This window comes from Clostridium vincentii, assembly GCF_002995745.1.
Lineage (GTDB): Bacteria > Bacillota > Clostridia > Clostridiales > Clostridiaceae > Clostridium > Clostridium vincentii.
On record NZ_PVXQ01000045.1, the window covers coordinates 1 to 21526 of the forward strand.

Consider the following 21526-nt stretch of genomic DNA (forward strand, 5'->3'; position numbering starts at 1 on the left):
TTTACAAGTATCATCCATTCTTCTTTAGATCTTCTTTTTGCCATGCAAATTACCTCCTACTAAGTATAGGAGTATTATCACATTAATTTACTGCCAGTCCTAGGTGATGAGTTATTTGACGCTTACGGTATTAGCAACAATTTCCAGAATCATCTCCACTACAACTACATCCGCCATCACTTTGAGCCTCTACATCTCCAACATATTCAATAGCTCCACATGGACAAAGTTTACCACAGCCATGACACCCTTGCACACATCCATCACTATTAATAACTTTCGGTGATGGATATTTACTTTTATCATATACTCCATTATTACACTTCGCAACGCATTTCCCACAGTCTACACACAACTCATAGTTTATTACTGGATACCAATTTTTTGACATATACCTCACTCCTCAAAATTTAATATTATAATTTTTCAGCATTCTTATAAATTTTCTTTATTTCATCTTTAGATGTAAATGCTGCTAATATATAAGCAATTATTATGATTCCTGGTATATCAATTGCTAATCTTGTTAATGCAAATGTTTTTCCAAGTGCTGATATTTCAAATAATAACATTGGAATTTTAGTAGTCGACCAAGCCCCTATAAATATGAGAATATTAGTAAACTTTACTCCCTTTTTCATAAAAACCGCAGCAACTGGAAATGCTCCATACAGTGGACCTGCAGCTGCTGAACCTATGATTATAGATAATATAACACCTTTAATTCCAGATCCTTCTCCCATAAACTTAATCATAGTTTCTTTTGGAACCCAAATATCAAGTAATCCTAGTAGGATAAAAACTGGTGGTATAACTAAAGCCATTTCTTTAAGACTAAATCCTGCAATACCTAAAGATTTTAAGCCTAATTCTTTATTGAAAATAGTAATAATTCCAACTATAACTATTGTTACAATAAAAAATTTATATCTCTTAATTAAATTCTTCATATGCCACTAACCACCTTTCCAATAATAATGAAAATATAAATGCAAATACATTTCTTAAAATAGTTAGTTTTTTACCAAAATATTTTATTTCAACTGGCATAGTAACAATTCCTACCATCATTAAAGTTGAAATGAAAGCCGCTATTTGCATAATTCCTGCTCCATTTTGTACAAGCATTGCTGCTGTTGGAAAGGCTACAAATCCAGGTATTAATGTTATAGCTCCAACTATAGCTGCAGCTATAACTCCAAACCATCCAGAATTAGTTCCAATAATTTTTGATATTACCTCTGTATTTAATACAGCTAATAATACGCCTACAAGCATTATAACGCCCAAAAATTCAGGCATAATATTCTCAAATGACTTCCAAGCCTTTTTAAGTGCCATTTTAGTTTTTTTCTTATCTTTATAGAATGAACTAATCAAGAGGATTATTGTTATTCCATATAAAATATAATTACTCATTACATGCCACTTCTCCTTTTATTCATTTTTAACTACTTCAATATCCTCGCAGCAGTTATCTCCAAACTGAATTGTAATATGACTAATTCCAAAATGTTCTTTTAATTCATGTTCAATATTCTTATAGATTTCCGTGGTTTCGCTTACTAATATATCTTGTTTCAAGTTAACATGACCTTCAAAGAATATATTATTTTCGTTTAATCCCCATATATGCACATGATGAACATTTTTTATGCTTTCTATTTCCTCAAGTTCTTTAACAAGCTCATTTATATTTATATTTTCTGGAATTCCCTGCATCAAAATATTAATTGCTTGTTTTAGTATTTCATAACTTTCTTTCAATATATATATTGCTATTATTATAGTAAGAAGTGGATCAACCCAGTAGATGCTAAAATAATAGATAAGAATTCCGCCTATGACTACTCCTACTGAAGATAATGCATCACTTATAAGGTGAAGATATGTAGATTTCATATTCATATCTTCCTTTGAACCCTTACTGAGTAAATATGCTCCAAAAGCATTTGCTATAAGACCTATTAACGCCACCCATATAACTATTACACCATTTATTTCTTCTGGATTTATAAATTTAAAATATGCCTCTTTAAAAAGATATACAGATATAACAATCAAAACTGTAGAATTAATTAATGCTGCAATTATTGTAGAACGTTTGTAACCAAAAGTTCTTTTTCTATCATTGCTTTTTTTTGATATTTTAATTGCAAAATAGCTAACTGCTATAGCCAACATATCACTAAAATTATGAAGTGCATCAGACAATAAAGATAAGCTTCCGGAATATAACCCCCCTATAACTTCTGCTACTGTTATAGTCAAATTCAAAAGCATTGTTATAAGAAGATTAATTCCTTTTACACTGCTTACGTCATGGGTATGACTATGTTCATTATTATTATCTGCCATATTTTTTTAACCTCCTCTTTATGATATTAAAGTGCTTACATTTATTTGTAAGCACTTTAATATTATTTGTTATTTATCATATACCTTATTAATTTTTTCAACTACTGCATCTTTTATCATTTCCAAATCAGTTGAAGAATTCAAATCAAAATTCTTTGGAACATTTAAATCTTTAGAAATAATAATATGCTCCTCCGGATTAAAACCTGCTTTTTCAAGAGTTTTCATTGAACAACTCATTGGGCATCCATCTACAGCAACAATTCCTTTAGCATTTTTAGCACCATTAGTTATGTTTGCAAGACCAGCTGATATACTTGCAAGGCATAGCAATGCAGTTTTATCATAACCAACTTCATTTGCAGCTTTTACAGAAGAAAGCATAGTAGATTGACCTACATTGGAAGCTCCTGCACAATAAAACACTACCACTGGGCTTTTCTTTTCTTCAACTTCAATCCCTTTTTTCTTTTTATCCATATAAGGTAAATACCAATTATCCTTTGGCTTTTGTATCTCAACCTTTTTAGTTTCGCCCTCAACAGAACCACATGCGCATCCAAATTTTTTGTCCATAATTTTATACCTCCATATATTTAATTAATCTTGTACATCCTTTATCAATAAAAAACTTAATGTAAATGTTACAAGTAGAGCAAGTCCATATATTATAAATAAACTATTTAAAGAATAGGCTTCAATGATTTTCCCACCAATGGCAGTTCCAACGCCACCGCCGCCCATGAAGCAAAATGCAACTAAGGACATTGCTGCTCCTCTTGATTTTTGTGCAAATCCTGTTGCTCTTGTAAGTAGGGTTGAATGTGTTAAAATAAATCCTAATCCAAGTAGTGCTACTCCTAAAATAAGCAAGTAAATATTGCTACCAAAATAGAATATTATTATATCTGCAATTGAAGCAGATAGTAGTCCAAAATTCAGAACTTTTTTCTGACCAAATTTATTAGCTAGTTTTCCACTTAATCTTCCTCCGATAACAGATGTTATCCCGAAAGCAGTTAATATCATACCTATGCTAAAATAATTATAATTATATGTTTTAGCTATATAGGAACCTATATATGAAAAACTTCCTATTATAAATATTCCTTCAAACATAACTATCAAATAAGTAAATAAACTCTTTGAATTAGATAAAAGTCTAAAATATGGTTTTAATATTTCACTATTAGGATTTTTTTTCGATGGTAATTTTTTATAATTAGCTATTAAAAGTATAGTTGGTATTAAGGCAAGAATCGCATATGCTATAAATACACCTCTCCAATTTAGAAAATATGCTATAGTTCCTCCTATGGCCATACTTAAACCTTGACCTAAAAAGGATATCCCCATAAATGTTCCAATAGCTTGTTGCCTCTCTTCCATAGGAAATATATCACCTATAAGTGCAAGAGAAATTGGCATTACTGAAGCTGCAAATATTCCTGTAAGTGCTCTATATATTGCTAAATTAGTTAGTGAGGATCCTAATGCGCACAGACCAGTTGCCATTGTAAACATAATTATAGAAAAAGTTATAACTTGCTTTTTACCGTATCTATCTGCCAGTGGTCCAAATATTATTTGAAATATCCCAAAGGGAATCATGTATGCACTAATGAGCAGACCTGCTTTGGCTATATCCACATTTAAATTATCAGCTATAGCAGGTAGTATAGGTGATACCACCCAATTATCTGCCATAACTATAAATCCTGCCAAACCTAATAACAAAATGATACTATTCTTATTTATATTTTTATTTTCCATATTGAAATATTCCTTCCATTATTTAATCTTTCTATAAAGGGCTATCTCAAGGCTACATTCTAGCCTTTTGAGATAACCCATTTTTAACTATAGATATTTTTTAATTTCTTCTACTTTTGGAACTCTTCCAAAAGCTTTAACTTTTTCATCAACTACAATTGCTGGGGTTTTCATAACTCCATATTTCATAATTTCCTTAATGTCCGTAACTTTTTCAATAGTAGCATCTACCCCTAATTCTTCTACTGCCTTTTTAGCATTTGCCTCTAGTTTTTTACAATTTGAACATCCTGTTCCTAATATTTTAATTATCATTTTTATACAACTCCTCTTTATTTTTTATTTTTATTATGCTATTTGAGTTTATGTAAACATAAATCCAAAGGCATTAAATAAATATCCAATTATTATTATTCCTGTAGCTACAATGCCAACAAACACAGCTAATAATTTGGGTTTAACAACCTTACTTAGCATTATTAGTGATGGTAGAGAAAGTGCTGTTACTGCCATCATAAATGAAAGTACTGTACCTATTCCTACGCCTTTTCCAAATAGTGCTTCTGCAATTGGAAGTGTTCCAAATATATCAGCATACATTGGTATTCCAACTGCTGTTGCTATAAGAACTGAAAATGGATTGTCAGTGCCAATAGTATTTTGAATTATAGACTCTGGAATCCAATTGTGTATTGCTGCTCCTATTCCGACACCAATTAATACATATAGCCATACTTTTTTAACTATTTCCATTACTTGATCCTTTGAATAGGCTATTCTTTCTTCTCGAGTTAAAATAATTATTTCTGAATCTACGTTTTCAATTTCTGTTACATATCCCTCTACATACTTTTCAAGCTTCAATTTACCAATAATTGTTCCTCCTATAACTGCAAGTATTAATCCTACAACTACATAAGCTGCAGCAATTTTTACTCCAAAGAAAGACATTAATAAAAGGAAGGATGCTAAATCCACAAGTGGAGAAGAAATTAAAAAGGAAAATGTTATTCCAAGTGGTAATCCAGCTGAAGTAAATCCTATGAATATTGGAATACTAGAGCAACTACAAAACGGAGTAATTGTTCCAAGTAATGCTCCAATTATATTTCCTTTTACCCCTTTAATATTACCTAAAATTTTTCTTGTCCTCTCTGGTGGAAAATAACTTTGTATATAAGATATCATAAAAATAAGTACAGATAATAATATAAATATCTTTACAGTATCATATAAGAAAAAGTGAATGCTTCCTCCAAGCCTTTCATTAATTGGTAATCCAAAAACATCTTCAACTAATTTTCTTGCTAATTCAGATAACCAATTCATCTTTAATAATTGATCATTTAACCATCCAAATATTATTGATATAAATTTCATAGCTAACTACTCCTTTCTTTGCTTTATTTATAAAATTATTTTTCTTCATTTTTCACTTGGTTCATTTTTCTTTCTTTAATTTCATCAGCATATTTTAACCTTCCTAAATCATCTTTTATTACTTCGTATTCATTAGAATTATCAATTATACTTTTTAAAATATCTTTCAGCATCTCATTATCATTTAAGTAATAATATATAAATTTTTCTTTTCTCTCATCCTTCACAAAACCCAGATCTCTAAGTTTCGCTAAGTGCTTTGAAATTTTAGGTTGAGATTCTTCTTCTAATATCCCTTGCAACTGGCAAACACATAATTCCTTCTTATATAGTAAGATCAAAATCCTTAGTCTTGTTTCATCGGATAGTACCTTAAATAAATTTGTAACTTTGTACATTTCTACACTTCCTTTAGTTAATATCTGTTAATTTCATTATTCATATACTCGCATGGGTATATACGTATACTATTCTCCTATCCTGTTTTTGTCAACCTATAAAGTTAAAAAAATTTACAAACCTAGATTGTATAATTAAATGTAACAGCAATAAACAGAAAAAAATAAGAGTTAGCTCAAATTGAACTAACTCTTACTTCTTAATTTTATAAATATTCTCTTTTTAAGATTTCACCTTCAATGCTAATGGTAACTACTTTAATTGGGATATCAATTCCAGATTTATCTCTAGCAGTTTTTGCTGCTAAGGCCATTCCGCCACAACAAGGAACTTCCATTCTAAGTACAGTTACGCTTTCAAGATCATTTGCTTTAATTATCTGAGAAAGCTTCTCCGCGTAATAATTAGAATCATCTAACTTTGGGCATCCTAAAACTACGGCTTTATCCTTTAAGAAATCATTGTGATAATTTGCATAAGCAAGAGGTACACAATCTGCTGTTATTAAAAGATCCGCTCCTTTAAAATAAGGTGCATTAACTGGCACAAGCATCAGTTGAACTGGCCACTGTGATAGCTTGGAAGTTAACTTTACATTAGGATCATTCGTTTCAGATCTTGAAATTTGTTTCATTTTACTGCCCGGACAACCTCCTATTTGAGGTAGTGTTAGTGGTTTATTCAGTACTTTAACTGCACTTGAAGGACAACCGCCCTCTGGCTTATTAATCTGAACTTGAGGTTTGAGTTCTCCCCCTTGAGACTTAACAAATTCTATTGCAGCCTCTTCATTAAAGTCAGGTGCATCTCTTTCTATTACTTCTAAAGCATCTTGTGGACAGTGTCCAAGACATGCGCCAAGTCCATCACAAAATATATCCTTAACAATTTTAGCTTTACCATTTACTATAGCAAGAGCTCCCTCTGCACAATTAGGTATGCATAACCCACAACCGTTACATTTTTCTTCATCTATTTTAATAATTTTTCTTATTGCCATGTCTTGTACCTCCACACTATTTTTATTTTTTATTGTTTCATCATTTGAGCAAGGTCTGCCTTAGCATCTCCACTTTATAATTTATTACTTGCTTAAGTCCATGGTTTCATTATAATTAAATTACAACTAATACTCTGTAACATAAGTTACAGTTATAAAAAAAGAGGAGAACTATTTATATGAAGTTAGAAAATTACTTGAATGTATTAGAAAAATCCAAACTTTTTGGAATCCATGCTGATGTGGATTTTATTAAAATTTTTAATTCTATAGATTACAAAATTGTAAAATACTCAAAGGGACAAGTTGTTCACAATGAGGATGAACTATGCACCTGTCTTTCGATTATATTGGAAGGCAACATTGAAATTCAAAAGATAGATGCTATGGGAAAACTATTAACAGTAGCAGAATTCACTCTAGGCTCTACCTTCGGTGAAAATTTGATCTTTGGGGATAGAAAAAAATATCCTATGACAGTCTTTTCTAAAACTGAAACAATAGTTCTAGAAATAAAAAAAGATTCAGTAGCCACATTGTGCCAGCTTGATCCAAAGTTCATGTTTGAATTTCTAAATACAGTTTCAAATAGAACTATGGTCTTAAATTCAAAATTAAAGGAAGTCACACTTAAAACAATTCGTCAAAAGATTTGTGAGTTTTTACTTATGAAATATAATAAAACAAAAGAAACTGAGATTAATATAGGAATGACTAAAAAAGATTGGGCAGATAAACTAGGTGTTCAGAGGCCTTCACTTTCTCGCGAACTTATTAAGATGAAGGAAGATGAAATTATAGATTACTACAAAGATATTATTATTATTAAAAATATTCATGAACTTGAGTAACAATTTTTGTGTGATTATAGGGTTAGACTCCCATAATCACACGTCCTAAAACTCTTCTACTTCCCATTCATTTTTTAATTTCAAAATACCTTTTATTACATTAGAATTATTATTTAAAAACTTTTTAGCATAGTTATCAGCAGATATTTCTGTTGTCATTCCATTAAGCATTAAATCATCTCTATGTTTAAGCTCATGTAATAGCACCCCCATGCCATATAATCTTTTATCTTCAGTATTTCCGTCTAAATTATAAAGCTTTAAAATTACAAAATCTTTCCCTTGATGATACAGCCCTTCACAATTATGAGTTTCTAGAAAATTAATATAATATATAATCTTATTGACTTGAAATATATTGGCTTTCTTCTCTAATACAAGCAATTTAGTATTATCTAAATCTTTAAACTTAGTAAGTTTTACAACTCTATTTATTTGATTATTGGTTATAATATTTTGATTATTAATAATTATATTCATATATACTTAAATCCTGTCTCTGCCTTCCATTAGTTTTTTTTCAATTCCTGTATTAATTCTTGAATGTTTCCTTCTATGAGAGGATACTCCAAATCTAACTCCTCTATGGTTTTCACTATAGTCTTCAATACAATATAATCCCTAAACCATCTATGATCTGCAGGAATTACATACCAGGGGGCTTCTTTTGTACTGCAATTGGAAAGCACGTCAGAATAGCATTCTTGATACTTATCCCAAAACTTTCTCTCTTTTAAATCTGCCTCTGAAAACTTCCAATTCTTTTCTGGCGACTCTAATCTATTTTCTAATTTTCTTTGTTGAAACTCCTTTGATATATTCAAAAAGAATTTTAATACAATTGTGTTATTGTTAACAAGATATTTCTCAAATTCATTAATTTCTCTGAATCGACTAAAAGCAGTCTCATCATCAATATCTTTATGAACACGAGTAACAAGAACATCTTCATAGTATGATCTGTTAAAAACCGTTATGTCTCCTTTCATTGGAGTTTTGTTGTGTGTCCTCCAAAGATAGTCACGGCCTAATTCTTCTGGAGTAGGTGCTTTAAAATTCTCAACATTAAACCCATTAGGGCTAACGCCAGTTAATACTTTTTTAACCGTACCATCCTTACCACTGCAGTCCATACCCTGTAGTATTATTAGTAGCCCATATTTTTTAGATGCATAAAAAACCTCTTGAAGTTCAATAAACTTCTCTTGCAACTTATCATATTCTTTTTTTATATCTTGTTTTGATAGTTCTGCTGTGTCATCTGGCTTAAACTCTTTCAGATTAAATTGTTTATCATAGGAATTAATCGTAAATTTCTTCATCATTTCATTCCCCTTACCAATTAATTTGTATCATAGTAATATTATTTATTTCCAATTCGTATTATTGTATAACTTCCTGCTGGAACTAAAATTTTAATTGATGTCTTTAATCAGATTTTTATTTGAATTACATTCTATATTTTTTTATATTGGATTGCTTTAGCTGGGCACTTCTCAATTGCTAATTTTAGCTTCTCATTTTCTTGTGATTTAAGTATTTTGTTAATAACCTTTGCTTTTTTATTTTCAATAACAAAGTTATTAGGTGAAATTTTAGTGCATACTCCACACCCAATACAGTATTGTTGATTTACGCTCAGTATACTATCTTCTTCATTATTCAAAATATCATCCATGGGTATATCTTCTTTTTTTACTATTCTTGATGCAATATAAGCTATAATAAAAATTGAAATAGTAGTAAAAACCCACCTTACAGCCATAAATTTTGGTCCTAAAAATTTTGCTTCATTAGCAAGCATTGGTATTTTAATTACTGCCCATGTACTAAGCATAATTACAATATTCGAAACACTCGTTCCTTTTTTAAGTAGCATTTTGCATACTGGAAAAGCTGCATATATAGGGCCTGCTGAAAAGCTTCCAAGTAAGAAAGCAAGTATTGACCCCTTAAATCCTGAGCCTTCACCTAAAGAATTTTCTATTGTTTTTTTAGGCACCCATGCTTCAATAAGGGACGTTAGCAACATTATAACCGGCATAATGATAAGCATTTCTTTTAAATAATATAACGTATTATTAAAAGACTGTACAGCTTTATTTGGCATAATAATTAATAATAGTATATATGTTATAAATACTATTGTTAAAAATTTGTTATTTTTTATTTTTTCTCTAATTAAACTCACATTGCCACCCCCATTAATAAAGCGATTATAATAGCGAATACAAAACTTAAAGAATTTCTTATTACAGTAAATTTTGTACCAAACTCTCTTTTTTCAAGAGGAAAAGTAACTACTCCTACCATAGTTAGCGTTGTTAAAAATGCAACCACTGGGACTATGTTAGCTCCAGCATTTACTAGAGATCCTACTAATGGGAAAGCAACAAAGGCAGGTATTAAAGTTATACTTCCTACAAAAGCTGAAGTAATTGTTGCTATAAAAGTATTTGATTTTCCCATATAATCATTTATTGTATCAGGAGGAATAAAAGTTAACAATAAACCAATAAGAAACAGTATTCCAATTATCTCACCCATCATATTTTTCATCATTCCGCTTGACATCTTAATAGAATTTAAAGTCTTCTTTTTATCCTTAATTATTGACCAAATGAACCATGTTACAGTAATAACCCAAAGAATCATAGTAAATATATCCATGCTATCTACCTCCAATATGCTTATAATTAGGTTCTTTCATTCCAAATAAATCACAAATTTTACCATTTATATTTTTTTCTCTCATAACCATGTCTCCTTTCCAAATATCTCTTCTTGTATTATAATTTAAATCAATAGATTAATCAGTTACCATGGTTACTAATTTATAAGGAGTTAATTAAAATATATGAAAACTTATATAGACTTTCTCAAAAATATGGATTTATTCAAAGGCTTCTCTAATGAAGAAATAGTTGATTTATTTACTATAAATTTATGCAAAATTAAAGAGTACAAAAAAAATTCTATACTATATTTTCAAAATGAAAAATGTACAAGTTTTGATATTATTTTAAAAGGAACTATATCTGTTCAAAGAATAGACTCGAATGGTAATGTATTAACTATTAGTAATTTTACTTTAGGCGATATTTTAGGTGGAAATTTACTTTTTTCAAATAAAAGTTTTTATCCTATGACAGTTGTTTCAAAAAATAATACTGTTTTACTTCATATTGATAAAGATTTAGTCCTCAAACTCTGTCAAAGCAATATTCATTTTTTAAAGAATTTTCTTGAATCCCTGTCAGATAAAACGTTAATATTAACAGATAAAATTAAGTCATTATCTATGAAAACTATAAGGCAATGTATAATTGATTTCTTAATATATGAAAGTTACTCTCAGAACAGCAAAACAATAAAATTAGAACTTACCAAAAAAGAACTTGCTGAAAAATTTGGAATACAAAGATCTTCTCTTTCTCGAGAATTAAATAAAATGAGAATAGACGGACTTATTGAATATGATGCTTATTCTATAACAATAGTAGAAACTGATATATTAAAAAAAGCATAAAAAATAACTAGAAATAAAATTTCTAGTTATTTAGTACTAATAAATATCTAATTTGCTATTTCACAACTTCCTGTCATTATTGCTAAAGCATCATTTATTTTATCTACCTTATCTTCATTAGTTAGAACAATCAAATAGTCACCCGGCAGGATAACAGTATCTCCCTTTGGGATTATTTCATTTTCTCCCCTCTTAACCCCTTACATTATATGTATTATTATAAAGTCATACACTTAATTTTTATTCCTTCGATATCTTTAAGTTCATTTTCTAGCTGCTGTACTTCATCTGAATCTGAATTAATATGCAAAAGTATTAGTCCTCGTTCAGAGCAAGAATTTTCTTGTACTTCATGTAAACCAACTCTTGTTTTTATTATACACCCATGCTTTGTCAATACAGTTTGAACTTCTGGTGCACGATCAGTTCTAGGATCAATAGTTAAAGCAATAATAGTTGTTTTCATGAGAAATTCCTCCTAATGTGTTCTAGTTTATCTACACTCTATAATATTCCCAAACTAATACTAATACTATGTATTTATAATTAAATAAATTTATAGAAGCCTTTTTTCTATAACTTCAAAAGTTTTTTGAATGTATTCTTTAACAAAATCATTCTCTAAAGCTAAATTTAATTTCAACATAAATCGATTTAATCTAGACAATTCATTCACAGATAGAAATTCAATATCTTTATAAATTAGGAGACTTTTTTGATTTATATCGAATTCTTTAACAAGTAGTTCCTCTCCACTATCTGAAATATAAAGAAAAAGTGAATTTTTCAATAGAGACTTTTCTTTATAAATTAAATTTTTTTCATAAAGATTCTTCACTATAATATTAACAGTGGATGGAGCTAAATAAGCAACTTCACTTAACTTAAGTGATGTAATACCAGGAAAGGCATCAATAATCCATAAAGCTCTAAACTGAGGGTATGTAAGTTTGAAAGGCAAAAGTAGATTTCTATGATTATTTACTATAGTCAAAATAAACCCTCTTAGAAGATTATAAAAACAAATAAGCTTTTTAAGTATACGATTTGATTTAGAATTAAAATCCATAAAATCAATCTCTAATCCTGATTCATTAACTTTCTCTATATATTCAAATAAAAACATATTATTTGACTGTATAGTTACTGATTTAAATATGTCTATAGTAAAATTCAAATCATCCTCATCAACAATAGATAGAATTTCTATTAGGGCAAATTTATCTTGTTTTTTCATCTGGTTTATTTTAATAATATTATGTCCCTCTTCAGTTAAATTTAATGCATATAATTTTTTATTTACAGTCTCTTCTTTTATAACTAAATCTTTTTCCATTAACAGTTTAAGCATCCTCGTTACCGTAGGTGGTGACCAACATCCTATTTTCGCAATCTCCCCAAGGGATATGCCTTGAAATATTTTTATAATCCATAAGACTCTTAATTGTGGTAATGTAACACCTGTTTTTTCAACAAAATCATTATAACTCCATTCTATATTCAAAAATAGATATCTTGATAAATTATAAAATTCATGAATATCAAATAGCTTGTTTCTAAAATCCATATTATATCCTTTCATAAATAGTAATTGTTTAAAGAAATAAACATGTATAATATTAGCATAATCTTATACAATAAATCAAATATCATATTATATTATATTATCAAATTATGTTGTTTTAATCCATAAAATAAGTTACACTAGAATAAGTTTGTTGTTTCAACATTCGTATACTAACTAATTATCATAGGAGGTCGAAACTTGTTTATTCCAAAATTAATTACATGTCTAAAAGATTATAGTAAAGAACAATTCATTAAAGATTTTATCTCAGGGATTATAGTTGCAATCATTGCATTGCCACTAGCAATTGCTTTAGCCATCGCATCTGGAGTTTCTCCAGAAAAAGGTCTATATACAGCAATCCTTGGTGGATTTATAGTATCATTCCTTGGTGGAAGTAGGGTTCAAATAGGTGGGCCTACAGGAGCTTTCGTGGTTATTGTATATGGAATTGTACAAGAATTCGGAATTGCCGGCTTAACTTTAGCAACAATAATGGCAGGAATTTTTCTTGTTATAATGGGATTTTTAAAATTCGGAAGTTTAATAAAATTTATTCCATCCTCAATAACTACAGGTTTTACAAGTGGTATAGCCATAGTTATTTTATCTACTCAAGTTAAAGATTTTTTTGGCTTGCAAATGGAAGAAGTACCTTCTGAATTTGTAGAAAAATTAATAGCTTTTTTTAAGGATTTTCATACAATTAATTATCAGAGTTTATTTATATCGTTATTAACTCTAGTAATAATTATATTTTGGCCGAAAATAAGTAAAAAAGTACCCGGAACTTTGATTGCAATAATCATAGTAACTTTAATAACTATGATTTTTAATTTAAATATTACTACTATAGGAAGCCAATTTGGACAACTTTCCTCGGCACTTCCAAGTTTTGCTCTTCCAGCAATTAGTTTTGATATGGTAAATGTACTAATGCTTCCAGCATTAACAATTGCCGTTCTAGGTTCAGTTGAATCTTTATTATCAGCTGTTGTTGCTGATGGAATGATTGGATCTAGTCATAGATCTAATATGGAATTAGTAGCACAAGGAGTTGCAAATGTTTTTTCAGGAGCTTTTGGTGGTATACCAGTAACGGGTGCTATTGCAAGAACAGCAGCAAATGTTAAAAACGGAGGAAGAACACCAGTAGCAGGTATAGTTCATGCATGTGGATTACTACTTATTATGTTACTGTTTATGCCTTATGTAAAATTGGTTCCAATGTCCTCTTTAGCAGCTGTACTAGTTGTAGTTTCATATAATATGGGAGAATGGGAAACCTTTAAAACATTATTAAAATCTCCTAAGAGTGATGCACTAGTCTTTCTAGTTACATTTATTTTAACTGTTTTCTTAGATTTAGTTGTCGCAATAGGAGTTGGTATGGTACTTGCATCTTTCCTATTCATGAAGAAGATGTCAGATATTACAGAAGTAAAATACATACTAGATGATGAAGAAGACAAAGATGCAAATGAATTTATTGAAAATATAAAAATGTCTGAACATATTACAATGTATGAAATAAGTGGATCTTTCTTCTTCGCAGCAGCAAATAAATTTGTAAGTGCTATGAAAGAAATGGGGTCTCCTCCAAGAATATTAATAGTAAAAATGAGCAAAGTACCCTTTATGGATGCTACAGCATATCATTCTTTAAGAATGTTATATGATTTCTGCAGAAGTAATCATACAAAAGTGATTATATTAAAAATTCAGGATCAACCATTAAGTATGCTTAAAAAATATGGATTTGTGGAAACAATGGAAGAAAAGAATTTTTGTGACACAGTAGATGGAGCCATTGAAAGAGCAAATGTTATATTAGATAAAACTGAAAATAAAGTCAGCTAAATCTAAACTAGACTTTATAAAAAGTTTAAGAATAAAAACTTAGCTATAATAATACCTATAGACTACACAGACCATTAATAAGTGTTTAGTCTGTAGGTATTTTTTTGTATAATAAAATTATTCATCACAAGTTCTGCTAATATCAAAACTTGTGATAACTTTGCAAATGAAGGTCTCTTTGCTATACTAAAGGTATGAGATTTACATAAATTAAAAACATCTAGCTATGTTTTAGCACAGATACTATAACATCAGCTACTATGATAGTAAATAAGATCTTATAATGGAGGATTTTTTATGATAATCGACTGGCTTAAAGATTTTAATCCCGTAGTTCAAGCTCTTTTTGCAACACTATTTACTTGGGGTTTAACTGCTTTAGGTGCATCCTTAGTATTTCTATTTAAATCTATAAATAGAAAAGTACTAAATGGCATGCTTGGTTTTGCAGCAGGAGTTATGATTGCTGCCAGCTTTTGGTCCTTATTAGCTCCTGCTATAGAGATGGCCGAACAAACAAATACACCAGGGTGGATACCTGCAGCGGTAGGATTCTTAGCCGGTGGTGCTTTTCTTTTTAGCGTAGACAGAATTTTACCACATCTACATCTTAGTCAACCAATAGAAAAAGCAGAAGGGATCAAAACTAGTTGGCAAAGAAGTATCTTATTGGTATTAGCTATAACTTTGCATAACATACCTGAAGGCCTTGCTGTTGGAGTTGCATTTGGTGCCGTAGCAGCTGATATACCATCCGCCTCCTTAGCCGGAGCTGTTGCACTAGCAATAGGAATCGGTATTCAAAATTTTCCAGAAGGAGCTGCAGTTTCTATTCCATTAAGACGAGAGGGATTCTCTCGATTTAAAAGTTTTATGTACGGTCAAATGTCAGGTATAGTAGAACCAATAGCAGGAGTAATAGGTGCTTTTGCAGTAATCTCTATGAAACCTATTCTTCCTTATGCTTTATCTTTTGCAGCAGGAGCTATGATTTTTGTAGTAGTTGAAGAATTAATACCTGAATCACAACAGGATTCAAATACAGACATTGCAACTATAGGCGCTATGATAGGCTTTGTAATTATGATGGTGTTGGATGTAGCTTTAGGATAATTTTAAAAATAACAACCGTATACTTATAATATATTATAAATAAAGCAGGTATGAGAAAAATCTCATGTCTGTTTTTATTTTTTTATACTCATATAAATTCTATAAAAAAATACCTATAGCTAGATACTTCCTTCAAAGTGTCTAGTCTACAGGTATCATGTTAAATAATGATTTATACTATTCTATCTATATTATATTTCAATAATTACTGGTAAAATAATAGGTCTTCTTTTTGTTTTATTATATAAGAATTCTCCTAGAGCATATTTTATGTTGGATTTTATTATAAACCAATCTGTAATTTTCTTTTCCATACATTTATCTAACTCTGTTTTTACTACATCTCTTGCTTCGTTTAATAGATCTCTAGATTCTCTTTCATAAACAAACCCTCTTGTAACAATATCAGGTCCTGAAAGCACACTAACTGAGGCTTTATCTATTGCTACTACCACTGTTATAATTCCATCCTCTGATAGATGTTTTCTATCTCTAAGTACTACATTCCCTACATCACCTATACCAAGTCCATCAATCATAATAGAACCTGAAGGTACTATTCCAGCTTTTCTAGCTCCATTTCTACTTAACTCAAGTATTTGTCCTGTTTCTAACATGAATATATTCTTAGGATCCATTCCAAGACCTTCAGCTAATAATGCATGTTGTCTAAGATGTCTATATTCACCATGAACAGGAATAAAGAACTTAGGTTTTATCAAGGTATGCATTAATTTTAATTCTTCTTGACAAGCATGCCCTGAAACATGGACTTCTTCAATTGCGTTATAAATTACATCTGCGCCCTTTTGTAAGAGTGCATCTATAAGCTTTGATATTAACTTTTCATTTCCAGGAATAGGTGAAGCAGAAATAATTACTGAATCTCCCTTTTCAATTGCAATTTTTCTATGAGTTGATGATGCAATTCTTGAAAGAGCAGCCATTGGTTCTCCTTGGCTTCCTGTAGTTATAATAGTTATTTTATCAGCAGGATATTTATGAATATCATCTACACTTATAAGTTGACCTTCTGGTAAATGCATATAACCTAGTTCCATTGCTATAGCAGATATTTTTTCCATACTTCGTCCACTAAAGGCAACTTTTCTTCCATAAGCTAAAGAGGATTTAATAATTTGTTGAACTCTATTAATATTTGATGCAAAAGAGGCTACAATTACTCTACCCTTTGCATTTCCAAAAATTCTCGTTAAATTTTCTCCTATAATTTTTTCTGAAACTGTATATCCAGGGCGTTCAGCATTAGTACTGTCTGCCATTAATAGGAGTACTCTCTGATTTCCTAATTTTGCAAAACGTTGAAGATCTATAACTTCTCCATCTATAGGAGTATAGTCTATTTTAAAATCTCCTGTATGAATTATTATTCCTTCTGGAGTATGTATAGCTATGGCACATGCATCTGCTATACTATGACAAGTTCTTATGAATTCCACTTTGAAATGTTCAGTTTTAATTTGCAATCCTAGCTTAATTTCATTAAGTGTGCAGTCAGCAAGCATCCTATGTTCCTCAAGTTTGCTTTTTACTAAACCTAAAGTCAATTTTGTACCATAGACTGGAACATTAAGTTGTTTCAAAAAGTATGGAAGGCCCCCGATATGATCTTCATGACCATGAGTTAAAAATATACCCTTCACTTTATCTTTATTATTTAATAAGTATGTTATATCCGCTATTACTAAATCTACACCATACAGTTCTGCTCCGGGAAAAGCTAATCCACAGTCAATAATAACTATTTCATTATCATATTCTATAACTGTAAGATTCTTTCCTATTTCTCCTAGACCTCCTAGAGGAATTACTTTTACTTTGCTTTTATTTTTTATTACCATTAAATCTCCTATCTGGCACGAACCTTATTTTACCTAAATGTTCTTTACCATTAATTTTTTTATTTTTGCTTACATTCTTTGAATATATTTTTAATTTTGTTTAGTTAATGACAGCACAAAACAATTCACTTATAATAATTAATAACAATACTTATTGTTACTTTAATTTTTACATAATTTCTTTTATATATACATCTTATTAAATATGAATACCCTCTACTTAAAATCCGATTAACAGTATAACTAAAACAAATAACAATTACTCAGTGCAACAAAAGAGTAATTGTATATTAAGTGTTACTGTACCAATAATAAACTCAATTACATATTAATATAACTCGACGTATTTTTCTTTACTATTATGTATTTGTATAACAAAATAATCTTTAGTAGCTAACTTACATTTTGATTAGGTAAGTATACAAACTCATTTCTATTGTTTACTGTGCATAAAAAAACTTGAATAAATATAGTATCTTTGTTTTTAATCAATTCGCTAAATTTATATTCATTCATCTTCTTTTATCTGTATTACCTAAAGCTTCTTACCTAAAAATTAATTGCTTACAATCTTTTCTCATGTTTGAACTTTTCTATATGTTCACTAAGATTACTTCTTTTTATTCTCCAGTGACTTCCAATCTTAAAAGTTGAAATTTTCCCCTCTTATGTTAATTTATATGTAGTTACTTCACTAATCTTAAAATACTCAATAACTTCACTTTACATACTATAATTCACTTCATTATATACTATAATTTATAAATAATCAATTTTAATTATGAATGGTTTATTTTTTTGACAAATAGCAACCATAAGATTGTACTTTTTATCCCGAATGGGATTTCGATAATATTATTTAGCTGATTATACATCGTCACTTTTTTTAAATATGATCGTATCAAAAGTTCAATATCCTGCACCGGAAGCGAATAATAAAGAATCCTATACATAAACTTTTCTAAGTATAGGATCCTTTTTTTAATTCTTTAAAATCAGCTTTTTTTATTTCACAATTAAGACTGGACACTTAGCCCTTTTTACTATTTTATGACTGACACTTCCTAACACCATTTCTTGCACTGCATTAAGACCACGACTACCTATAACTACTAACTCAAACTTTCCTTCATTTGCGTAGTCTACAATTACTTCTCCTGGTTCGCCACGTAATATTTTTATTTCATAGGCTAAATTATTCAATTTCAACTTTTCTTCAATAGGTAAAAGTTTCTTTCGTCTTGCTAATTCTAAATCTTCTTTTCCTTGAGAATGAAGAACTTCCTTTTTTGCTTGTGAAAAATCAACTACAACTACAACTTCAATCATACATTTATCGCATAATGAAGCGATTTTTATTGCTTCTTGTGCTGCTCGAAGTGAATTTTCTGAGCCATCCACAGCTAGTAATATATTTTTATACATTATTTACACCCCTAATCTTATATTATTATACATCGGCTAATATCTAATGATATATTAATGTGCTGATACCTTTGCAGTTGGATTATTATGTACAGCTAGTCTATCTAACAGATTTTTGCTAGAAGAATTTAGTCCTTGAAGCATGACTTCATTATTATTACTACGATATTTGATGACGATTTTATCAATAGCTCCTACAGCTGAGTCATCCCACACATGTGTATTTGAGAAATCAATAATAATATTTGTATTTTTTATATTTAGATCAAATGCTTCCACGAATCCTTCAACAGATGCAAAAAATAATTGACCTTCTATATTAAATATAATATCTTCGTTTATTTTTTGCTGAATTACTTGTATTTTTGAAATTTTAGCAACAAAGAATAGTGCACTTAATATAACACCGACAATAACTCCTTTTGATAAATCATCTGTTGCAACTACTATAATAACGGTTGTTAACATAACAGCAGAATCACTTTTAGGTGCTTTTCTTAAATAAGAGAAGGAAGACCAATCAAAAGTACCAATGCATACCATAATCATAATACCTACAAGAACAGGCATTGGAATTTGTACAACTAAATCACCTAATACAATAATTAAAAACATTAGGAATACTCCTGCCACAAAAGTGGATAATCTACCACGTCCTCCTGATTTCACATTAATCATAGATTGACCAATCATTGCACAACCTGCCATACCACCAAAGAAACCTGTAATGATATTCGCAATTCCCTGTCCTCTTGATTCTCTGTGTTTATCACTCACCGTATCAGTCATATCATCTACAATTGTTGATGTTAATAAAGACTCTAATAAACCTACAATAGCTAAAGCAATAGAATATGGGAATATTATTTTTAATGTCTCAAAAGAAAATTGAACCTCTGGTATGAAAAACCTAGGTAATGATTTTGTAATAGTGCCTAAGTCTCCAACAGTTCGTAAGTCCAAATCCATAAAAATAGCCACAGCTGTTAACAAAATAATAGCTATCAATGGTGCTGGAATAGATTTAATAAATCTAGGTAATATATAAACAATTAACAATGTAATTGCTACAAAAACATACGTCATACTAGAAATTCCAATAAAATGAGGTACCTGAGCCGTAAAAATTAAAATTGCTAACGCATTTACGAACCCTATCATAACAGCTCGTGGAATAAATTTCATTACTTTGGCTATTTTAAATATACCAAAAATTAATTGTATAATACCTGTTAATATTGTTGCTGCTAATAAATAATTAAGTCCATGCTCCTTCACTAAAGGAACCATTAGTAATGCCATTGAACCTGTTGCTGCGGAAATCATTCCAGGACGCCCACCTACAAATGAAATAATAACTGCAATACAAAAAGATGCATATAATCCAACCATTGGATCAACTCCTGCAATAATAGAAAATGCAATTGCTTCTGGAATTAATGCTAGTGCTACAACAATTCCTGCAAGGATATCCCCTCTAATATTTGAAAACCATTCTGTTTTTAATTTTTCAATCACTTTTTCACACACCTCATATTTATATTTTTTACTTTTAACTCTCATAAAAGTCCACTTTGCAACTCATTAAAAATAGCTTAGCATATTTCGTCCCAAAAAGGAACCATTTTAAAACTTATTTTTACAAACAAAACTTATGTTATAATAAAAGAAAAGCTTTAGGTATTAGGAGAACACGTATGTTAATTGGATATATGAGACCATATCAAGAAGATTTGAAATGTGAGGATCAACTAGATAACTTAAAAGAAGAAAATTGTACAACCATTATTTCAGAGGAACATTCATCAGCAAAAAAAAGAACACAGCTACAAAATATAATAAGTCTCCTTAATAAGGATGATAAAATAGTAGTTACAAAACTTTTCACCTTAGCTGATTCAACACGTCATTTAGTGGAGCTATTAGAAATAATTGATAGTAAGAATGCTTATTTTCAATCTCTTACTGATGGGATCGATACAAGTAATACAGATGGATATAATTTTACTGATATTGTAAAACACCTTGTTAAATTTCAAAGTGATGTAATAAGCGAAAACACAAAAAAAGGATTATATGAAGCAAAACAAAAAGGAATTACTACAGGACGACCAAGAAAATCTGATGAAAATGTGAAGCGTGCTATTGTTATGTATCAAAGTAAGAACCATAGTCTGACTGAAATTAAAAATGAAACCGGAATTAGTAAATCTACATTATATAGATATTTAGAAAATTAAATATCTTTATTATTATCCAAAAATTTTACTCAAAGAAATAAACGTAAGCGTCAAATAACTCATCACCTAGGACTGGCAGTAAATTAATGTGATAATACTCCTATACTTAGTAGGAGGTAATTTGCATGGCAAAAAGAAGATCTAAAGAAGAATGGATGATACTTGTAAA

Annotated in this window: 24 protein-coding genes and 1 pseudogene; 5 read left to right on the top strand and 20 right to left on the bottom strand. The window is 29.7% G+C overall.

Annotated elements, in window-relative coordinates:
• Positions 1-130: 130 nt before the first annotated feature.
• The 10 genes from CLVI_RS14955 to CLVI_RS15000 form a co-directional block, all read right to left on the bottom strand.
• Complete coding sequence (locus CLVI_RS14955; protein ID WP_106060917.1) at positions 131-391, bottom strand: 4Fe-4S dicluster domain-containing protein; 261 nt, start codon at positions 389-391, stop codon at positions 131-133.
• Positions 392-416: 25 nt separating this feature from the next.
• Positions 417-950 (bottom strand): permease, encoded by a 534-nt coding sequence (locus tag CLVI_RS14960; protein ID WP_106060918.1) that lies wholly within the window; start codon positions 948-950, stop codon positions 417-419.
• Positions 934-1419, bottom strand: a complete 486-nt coding sequence (locus CLVI_RS14965) for a permease (RefSeq protein ID WP_106060919.1) — start codon at positions 1417-1419, stop codon at positions 934-936. Before CLVI_RS14965 ends, CLVI_RS14960 begins: the two co-directional genes overlap by 17 nt.
• An 18-nt stretch (positions 1420-1437) precedes the next feature.
• On the bottom strand, positions 1438-2358 hold the full coding sequence (locus CLVI_RS14970; RefSeq protein ID WP_106060920.1) for a cation diffusion facilitator family transporter: 921 nt from the start codon (positions 2356-2358) through the stop codon (positions 1438-1440).
• Positions 2359-2427: 69 nt separating this feature from the next.
• Positions 2428-2934 carry a putative zinc-binding protein gene (locus CLVI_RS14975; protein ID WP_106060921.1) on the bottom strand — a complete coding sequence of 169 codons (507 nt, stop codon included), beginning with the start codon at positions 2932-2934 and terminating at the stop codon, positions 2428-2430.
• A gap of 24 nt (positions 2935-2958) precedes the next feature.
• Positions 2959-4131 carry an MFS transporter gene (locus tag CLVI_RS14980; RefSeq protein WP_207655395.1) on the bottom strand — a complete coding sequence of 391 codons (1173 nt, stop codon included), beginning with the start codon at positions 4129-4131 and terminating at the stop codon, positions 2959-2961.
• A gap of 87 nt (positions 4132-4218) precedes the next feature.
• The gene (locus tag CLVI_RS14985) at positions 4219-4446 is read right to left on the bottom strand and encodes a thioredoxin family protein (protein ID WP_106060922.1); all 228 of its coding nucleotides are present in this window, start codon (positions 4444-4446) and stop codon (positions 4219-4221) included.
• A gap of 48 nt (positions 4447-4494) precedes the next feature.
• The gene (locus CLVI_RS14990) at positions 4495-5511 is read right to left on the bottom strand and encodes a permease (protein ID WP_106060923.1); all 1017 of its coding nucleotides are present in this window, start codon (positions 5509-5511) and stop codon (positions 4495-4497) included.
• 35 nt (positions 5512-5546) lie between these two features.
• Positions 5547-5909 carry an ArsR/SmtB family transcription factor gene (locus CLVI_RS14995; protein ID WP_106060924.1) on the bottom strand — a complete coding sequence of 121 codons (363 nt, stop codon included), beginning with the start codon at positions 5907-5909 and terminating at the stop codon, positions 5547-5549.
• A gap of 206 nt (positions 5910-6115) precedes the next feature.
• Positions 6116-6910, bottom strand: a complete 795-nt coding sequence (locus tag CLVI_RS15000) for an ATP-binding protein (protein ID WP_106060925.1) — start codon at positions 6908-6910, stop codon at positions 6116-6118.
• 179 nt (positions 6911-7089) lie between these two features.
• On the opposite strand from CLVI_RS15000, the gene CLVI_RS15005 reads away from it, so the two are divergent.
• Positions 7090-7761, top strand: coding sequence for a Crp/Fnr family transcriptional regulator (locus CLVI_RS15005; protein ID WP_106060926.1), 672 nt, complete (start codon positions 7090-7092; stop codon positions 7759-7761).
• 45 nt (positions 7762-7806) lie between these two features.
• Here CLVI_RS15005 and CLVI_RS15010 read toward each other — a convergent pair whose 3' ends face one another.
• From CLVI_RS15010 to CLVI_RS15025, 4 genes are all read right to left on the bottom strand, one after another.
• Positions 7807-8241 carry a hypothetical protein gene (locus CLVI_RS15010; RefSeq protein ID WP_106060927.1) on the bottom strand — a complete coding sequence of 145 codons (435 nt, stop codon included), beginning with the start codon at positions 8239-8241 and terminating at the stop codon, positions 7807-7809.
• Positions 8242-8270: 29 nt separating this feature from the next.
• Entirely contained in the window at positions 8271-9086 is an 816-nt protein-coding gene (locus CLVI_RS15015; RefSeq protein ID WP_242980739.1) for a PPK2 family polyphosphate kinase, read from the bottom strand.
• Positions 9087-9217: 131 nt separating this feature from the next.
• Entirely contained in the window at positions 9218-9952 is a 735-nt protein-coding gene (locus tag CLVI_RS15020) for a permease (RefSeq protein WP_242980741.1), read from the bottom strand.
• Positions 9949-10431 carry a permease gene (locus tag CLVI_RS15025; protein WP_106060929.1) on the bottom strand — a complete coding sequence of 161 codons (483 nt, stop codon included), beginning with the start codon at positions 10429-10431 and terminating at the stop codon, positions 9949-9951. Before CLVI_RS15025 ends, CLVI_RS15020 begins: the two co-directional genes overlap by 4 nt.
• A gap of 187 nt (positions 10432-10618) precedes the next feature.
• Between CLVI_RS15025 and CLVI_RS15030 the strand changes: the two genes are divergently transcribed.
• Positions 10619-11290 carry a Crp/Fnr family transcriptional regulator gene (locus CLVI_RS15030; RefSeq protein WP_106060930.1) on the top strand — a complete coding sequence of 224 codons (672 nt, stop codon included), beginning with the start codon at positions 10619-10621 and terminating at the stop codon, positions 11288-11290.
• Between the two features lie 47 nt (positions 11291-11337).
• Here the strand turns inward: CLVI_RS15030 and CLVI_RS15035 are convergent.
• The 3 genes and pseudogenes from CLVI_RS15035 to CLVI_RS15045 form a co-directional block, all read right to left on the bottom strand.
• A pseudogene (locus tag CLVI_RS15035) lies at positions 11338-11487 on the bottom strand (TrkA C-terminal domain-containing protein); the annotation flags it as partial.
• Positions 11488-11507: 20 nt separating this feature from the next.
• Entirely contained in the window at positions 11508-11756 is a 249-nt protein-coding gene (locus CLVI_RS15040) for a CPF_0552 family protein (protein WP_106060931.1), read from the bottom strand.
• A gap of 90 nt (positions 11757-11846) precedes the next feature.
• A complete protein-coding gene (locus CLVI_RS15045; protein ID WP_106060932.1) occupies positions 11847-12857 on the bottom strand; it encodes a MarR family transcriptional regulator in 1011 nt (336 codons plus the stop codon).
• A 198-nt stretch (positions 12858-13055) separates the two neighbouring features.
• On the opposite strand from CLVI_RS15045, the gene CLVI_RS15050 reads away from it, so the two are divergent.
• Together CLVI_RS15050 and CLVI_RS15055 are read left to right on the top strand one after the other, a co-directional pair.
• Positions 13056-14717, top strand: coding sequence for a SulP family inorganic anion transporter (locus CLVI_RS15050; protein ID WP_106060933.1), 1662 nt, complete (start codon positions 13056-13058; stop codon positions 14715-14717).
• A gap of 297 nt (positions 14718-15014) precedes the next feature.
• Positions 15015-15830, top strand: a complete 816-nt coding sequence (locus CLVI_RS15055) for a ZIP family metal transporter (protein ID WP_170065690.1) — start codon at positions 15015-15017, stop codon at positions 15828-15830.
• Positions 15831-16021: 191 nt separating this feature from the next.
• On the opposite strand, the gene CLVI_RS15060 is transcribed toward CLVI_RS15055, so the two are convergent.
• From CLVI_RS15060 to CLVI_RS15075, 3 genes are all read right to left on the bottom strand, one after another.
• Positions 16022-17692 (bottom strand): ribonuclease J, encoded by a 1671-nt coding sequence (locus CLVI_RS15060; protein ID WP_106060934.1) that lies wholly within the window; start codon positions 17690-17692, stop codon positions 16022-16024.
• 1005 nt (positions 17693-18697) lie between these two features.
• On the bottom strand, positions 18698-19117 hold the full coding sequence (locus CLVI_RS15070; RefSeq protein ID WP_106060935.1) for a universal stress protein: 420 nt from the start codon (positions 19115-19117) through the stop codon (positions 18698-18700).
• Positions 19118-19171: 54 nt separating this feature from the next.
• Positions 19172-20680, bottom strand: coding sequence for a SulP family inorganic anion transporter (locus CLVI_RS15075; protein WP_207655396.1), 1509 nt, complete (start codon positions 20678-20680; stop codon positions 19172-19174).
• A gap of 134 nt (positions 20681-20814) precedes the next feature.
• Between CLVI_RS15075 and CLVI_RS15080 the strand changes: the two genes are divergently transcribed.
• Entirely contained in the window at positions 20815-21357 is a 543-nt protein-coding gene (locus tag CLVI_RS15080) for a recombinase family protein (protein WP_106060936.1), read from the top strand.
• Positions 21358-21526: the final 169 nt, after the last annotated feature.

Coding starts and splice junctions, on each gene's coding strand:
- CLVI_RS14955 (WP_106060917.1), bottom strand. CDS start 391: ATGTCAAAAAATTGGTATCCAGTAATAAACTATGAGTTGTGTGTAGAC.
- CLVI_RS14960 (WP_106060918.1), bottom strand. CDS start 950: ATGAAGAATTTAATTAAGAGATATAAATTTTTTATTGTAACAATAGTT.
- CLVI_RS14965 (WP_106060919.1), bottom strand. CDS start 1,419: ATGAGTAATTATATTTTATATGGAATAACAATAATCCTCTTGATTAGT.
- CLVI_RS14970 (WP_106060920.1), bottom strand. CDS start 2,358: ATGGCAGATAATAATAATGAACATAGTCATACCCATGACGTAAGCAGT.
- CLVI_RS14975 (WP_106060921.1), bottom strand. CDS start 2,934: ATGGACAAAAAATTTGGATGCGCATGTGGTTCTGTTGAGGGCGAAACT.
- CLVI_RS14980 (WP_207655395.1), bottom strand. CDS start 4,131: ATGGAAAATAAAAATATAAATAAGAATAGTATCATTTTGTTATTAGGT.
- CLVI_RS14985 (WP_106060922.1), bottom strand. CDS start 4,446: ATGATAATTAAAATATTAGGAACAGGATGTTCAAATTGTAAAAAACTA.
- CLVI_RS14990 (WP_106060923.1), bottom strand. CDS start 5,511: ATGAAATTTATATCAATAATATTTGGATGGTTAAATGATCAATTATTA.
- CLVI_RS14995 (WP_106060924.1), bottom strand. CDS start 5,909: ATGTACAAAGTTACAAATTTATTTAAGGTACTATCCGATGAAACAAGA.
- CLVI_RS15000 (WP_106060925.1), bottom strand. CDS start 6,910: ATGGCAATAAGAAAAATTATTAAAATAGATGAAGAAAAATGTAACGGT.
- CLVI_RS15005 (WP_106060926.1), top strand. CDS start 7,090: ATGAAGTTAGAAAATTACTTGAATGTATTAGAAAAATCCAAACTTTTT.
- CLVI_RS15010 (WP_106060927.1), bottom strand. CDS start 8,241: ATGAATATAATTATTAATAATCAAAATATTATAACCAATAATCAAATA.
- CLVI_RS15015 (WP_242980739.1), bottom strand. CDS start 9,086: ATGATGAAGAAATTTACGATTAATTCCTATGATAAACAATTTAATCTG.
- CLVI_RS15025 (WP_106060929.1), bottom strand. CDS start 10,431: ATGGATATATTTACTATGATTCTTTGGGTTATTACTGTAACATGGTTC.
- CLVI_RS15030 (WP_106060930.1), top strand. CDS start 10,619: ATGAAAACTTATATAGACTTTCTCAAAAATATGGATTTATTCAAAGGC.
- CLVI_RS15040 (WP_106060931.1), bottom strand. CDS start 11,756: ATGAAAACAACTATTATTGCTTTAACTATTGATCCTAGAACTGATCGT.
- CLVI_RS15045 (WP_106060932.1), bottom strand. CDS start 12,857: ATGGATTTTAGAAACAAGCTATTTGATATTCATGAATTTTATAATTTA.
- CLVI_RS15055 (WP_170065690.1), top strand. CDS start 15,015: ATGATAATCGACTGGCTTAAAGATTTTAATCCCGTAGTTCAAGCTCTT.
- CLVI_RS15060 (WP_106060934.1), bottom strand. CDS start 17,692: ATGGTAATAAAAAATAAAAGCAAAGTAAAAGTAATTCCTCTAGGAGGT.
- CLVI_RS15070 (WP_106060935.1), bottom strand. CDS start 19,117: ATGTATAAAAATATATTACTAGCTGTGGATGGCTCAGAAAATTCACTT.
- CLVI_RS15075 (WP_207655396.1), bottom strand. CDS start 20,680: ATGAGAGTTAAAAGTAAAAAATATAAATATGAGGTGTGTGAAAAAGTG.
- CLVI_RS15080 (WP_106060936.1), top strand. CDS start 20,815: ATGTTAATTGGATATATGAGACCATATCAAGAAGATTTGAAATGTGAG.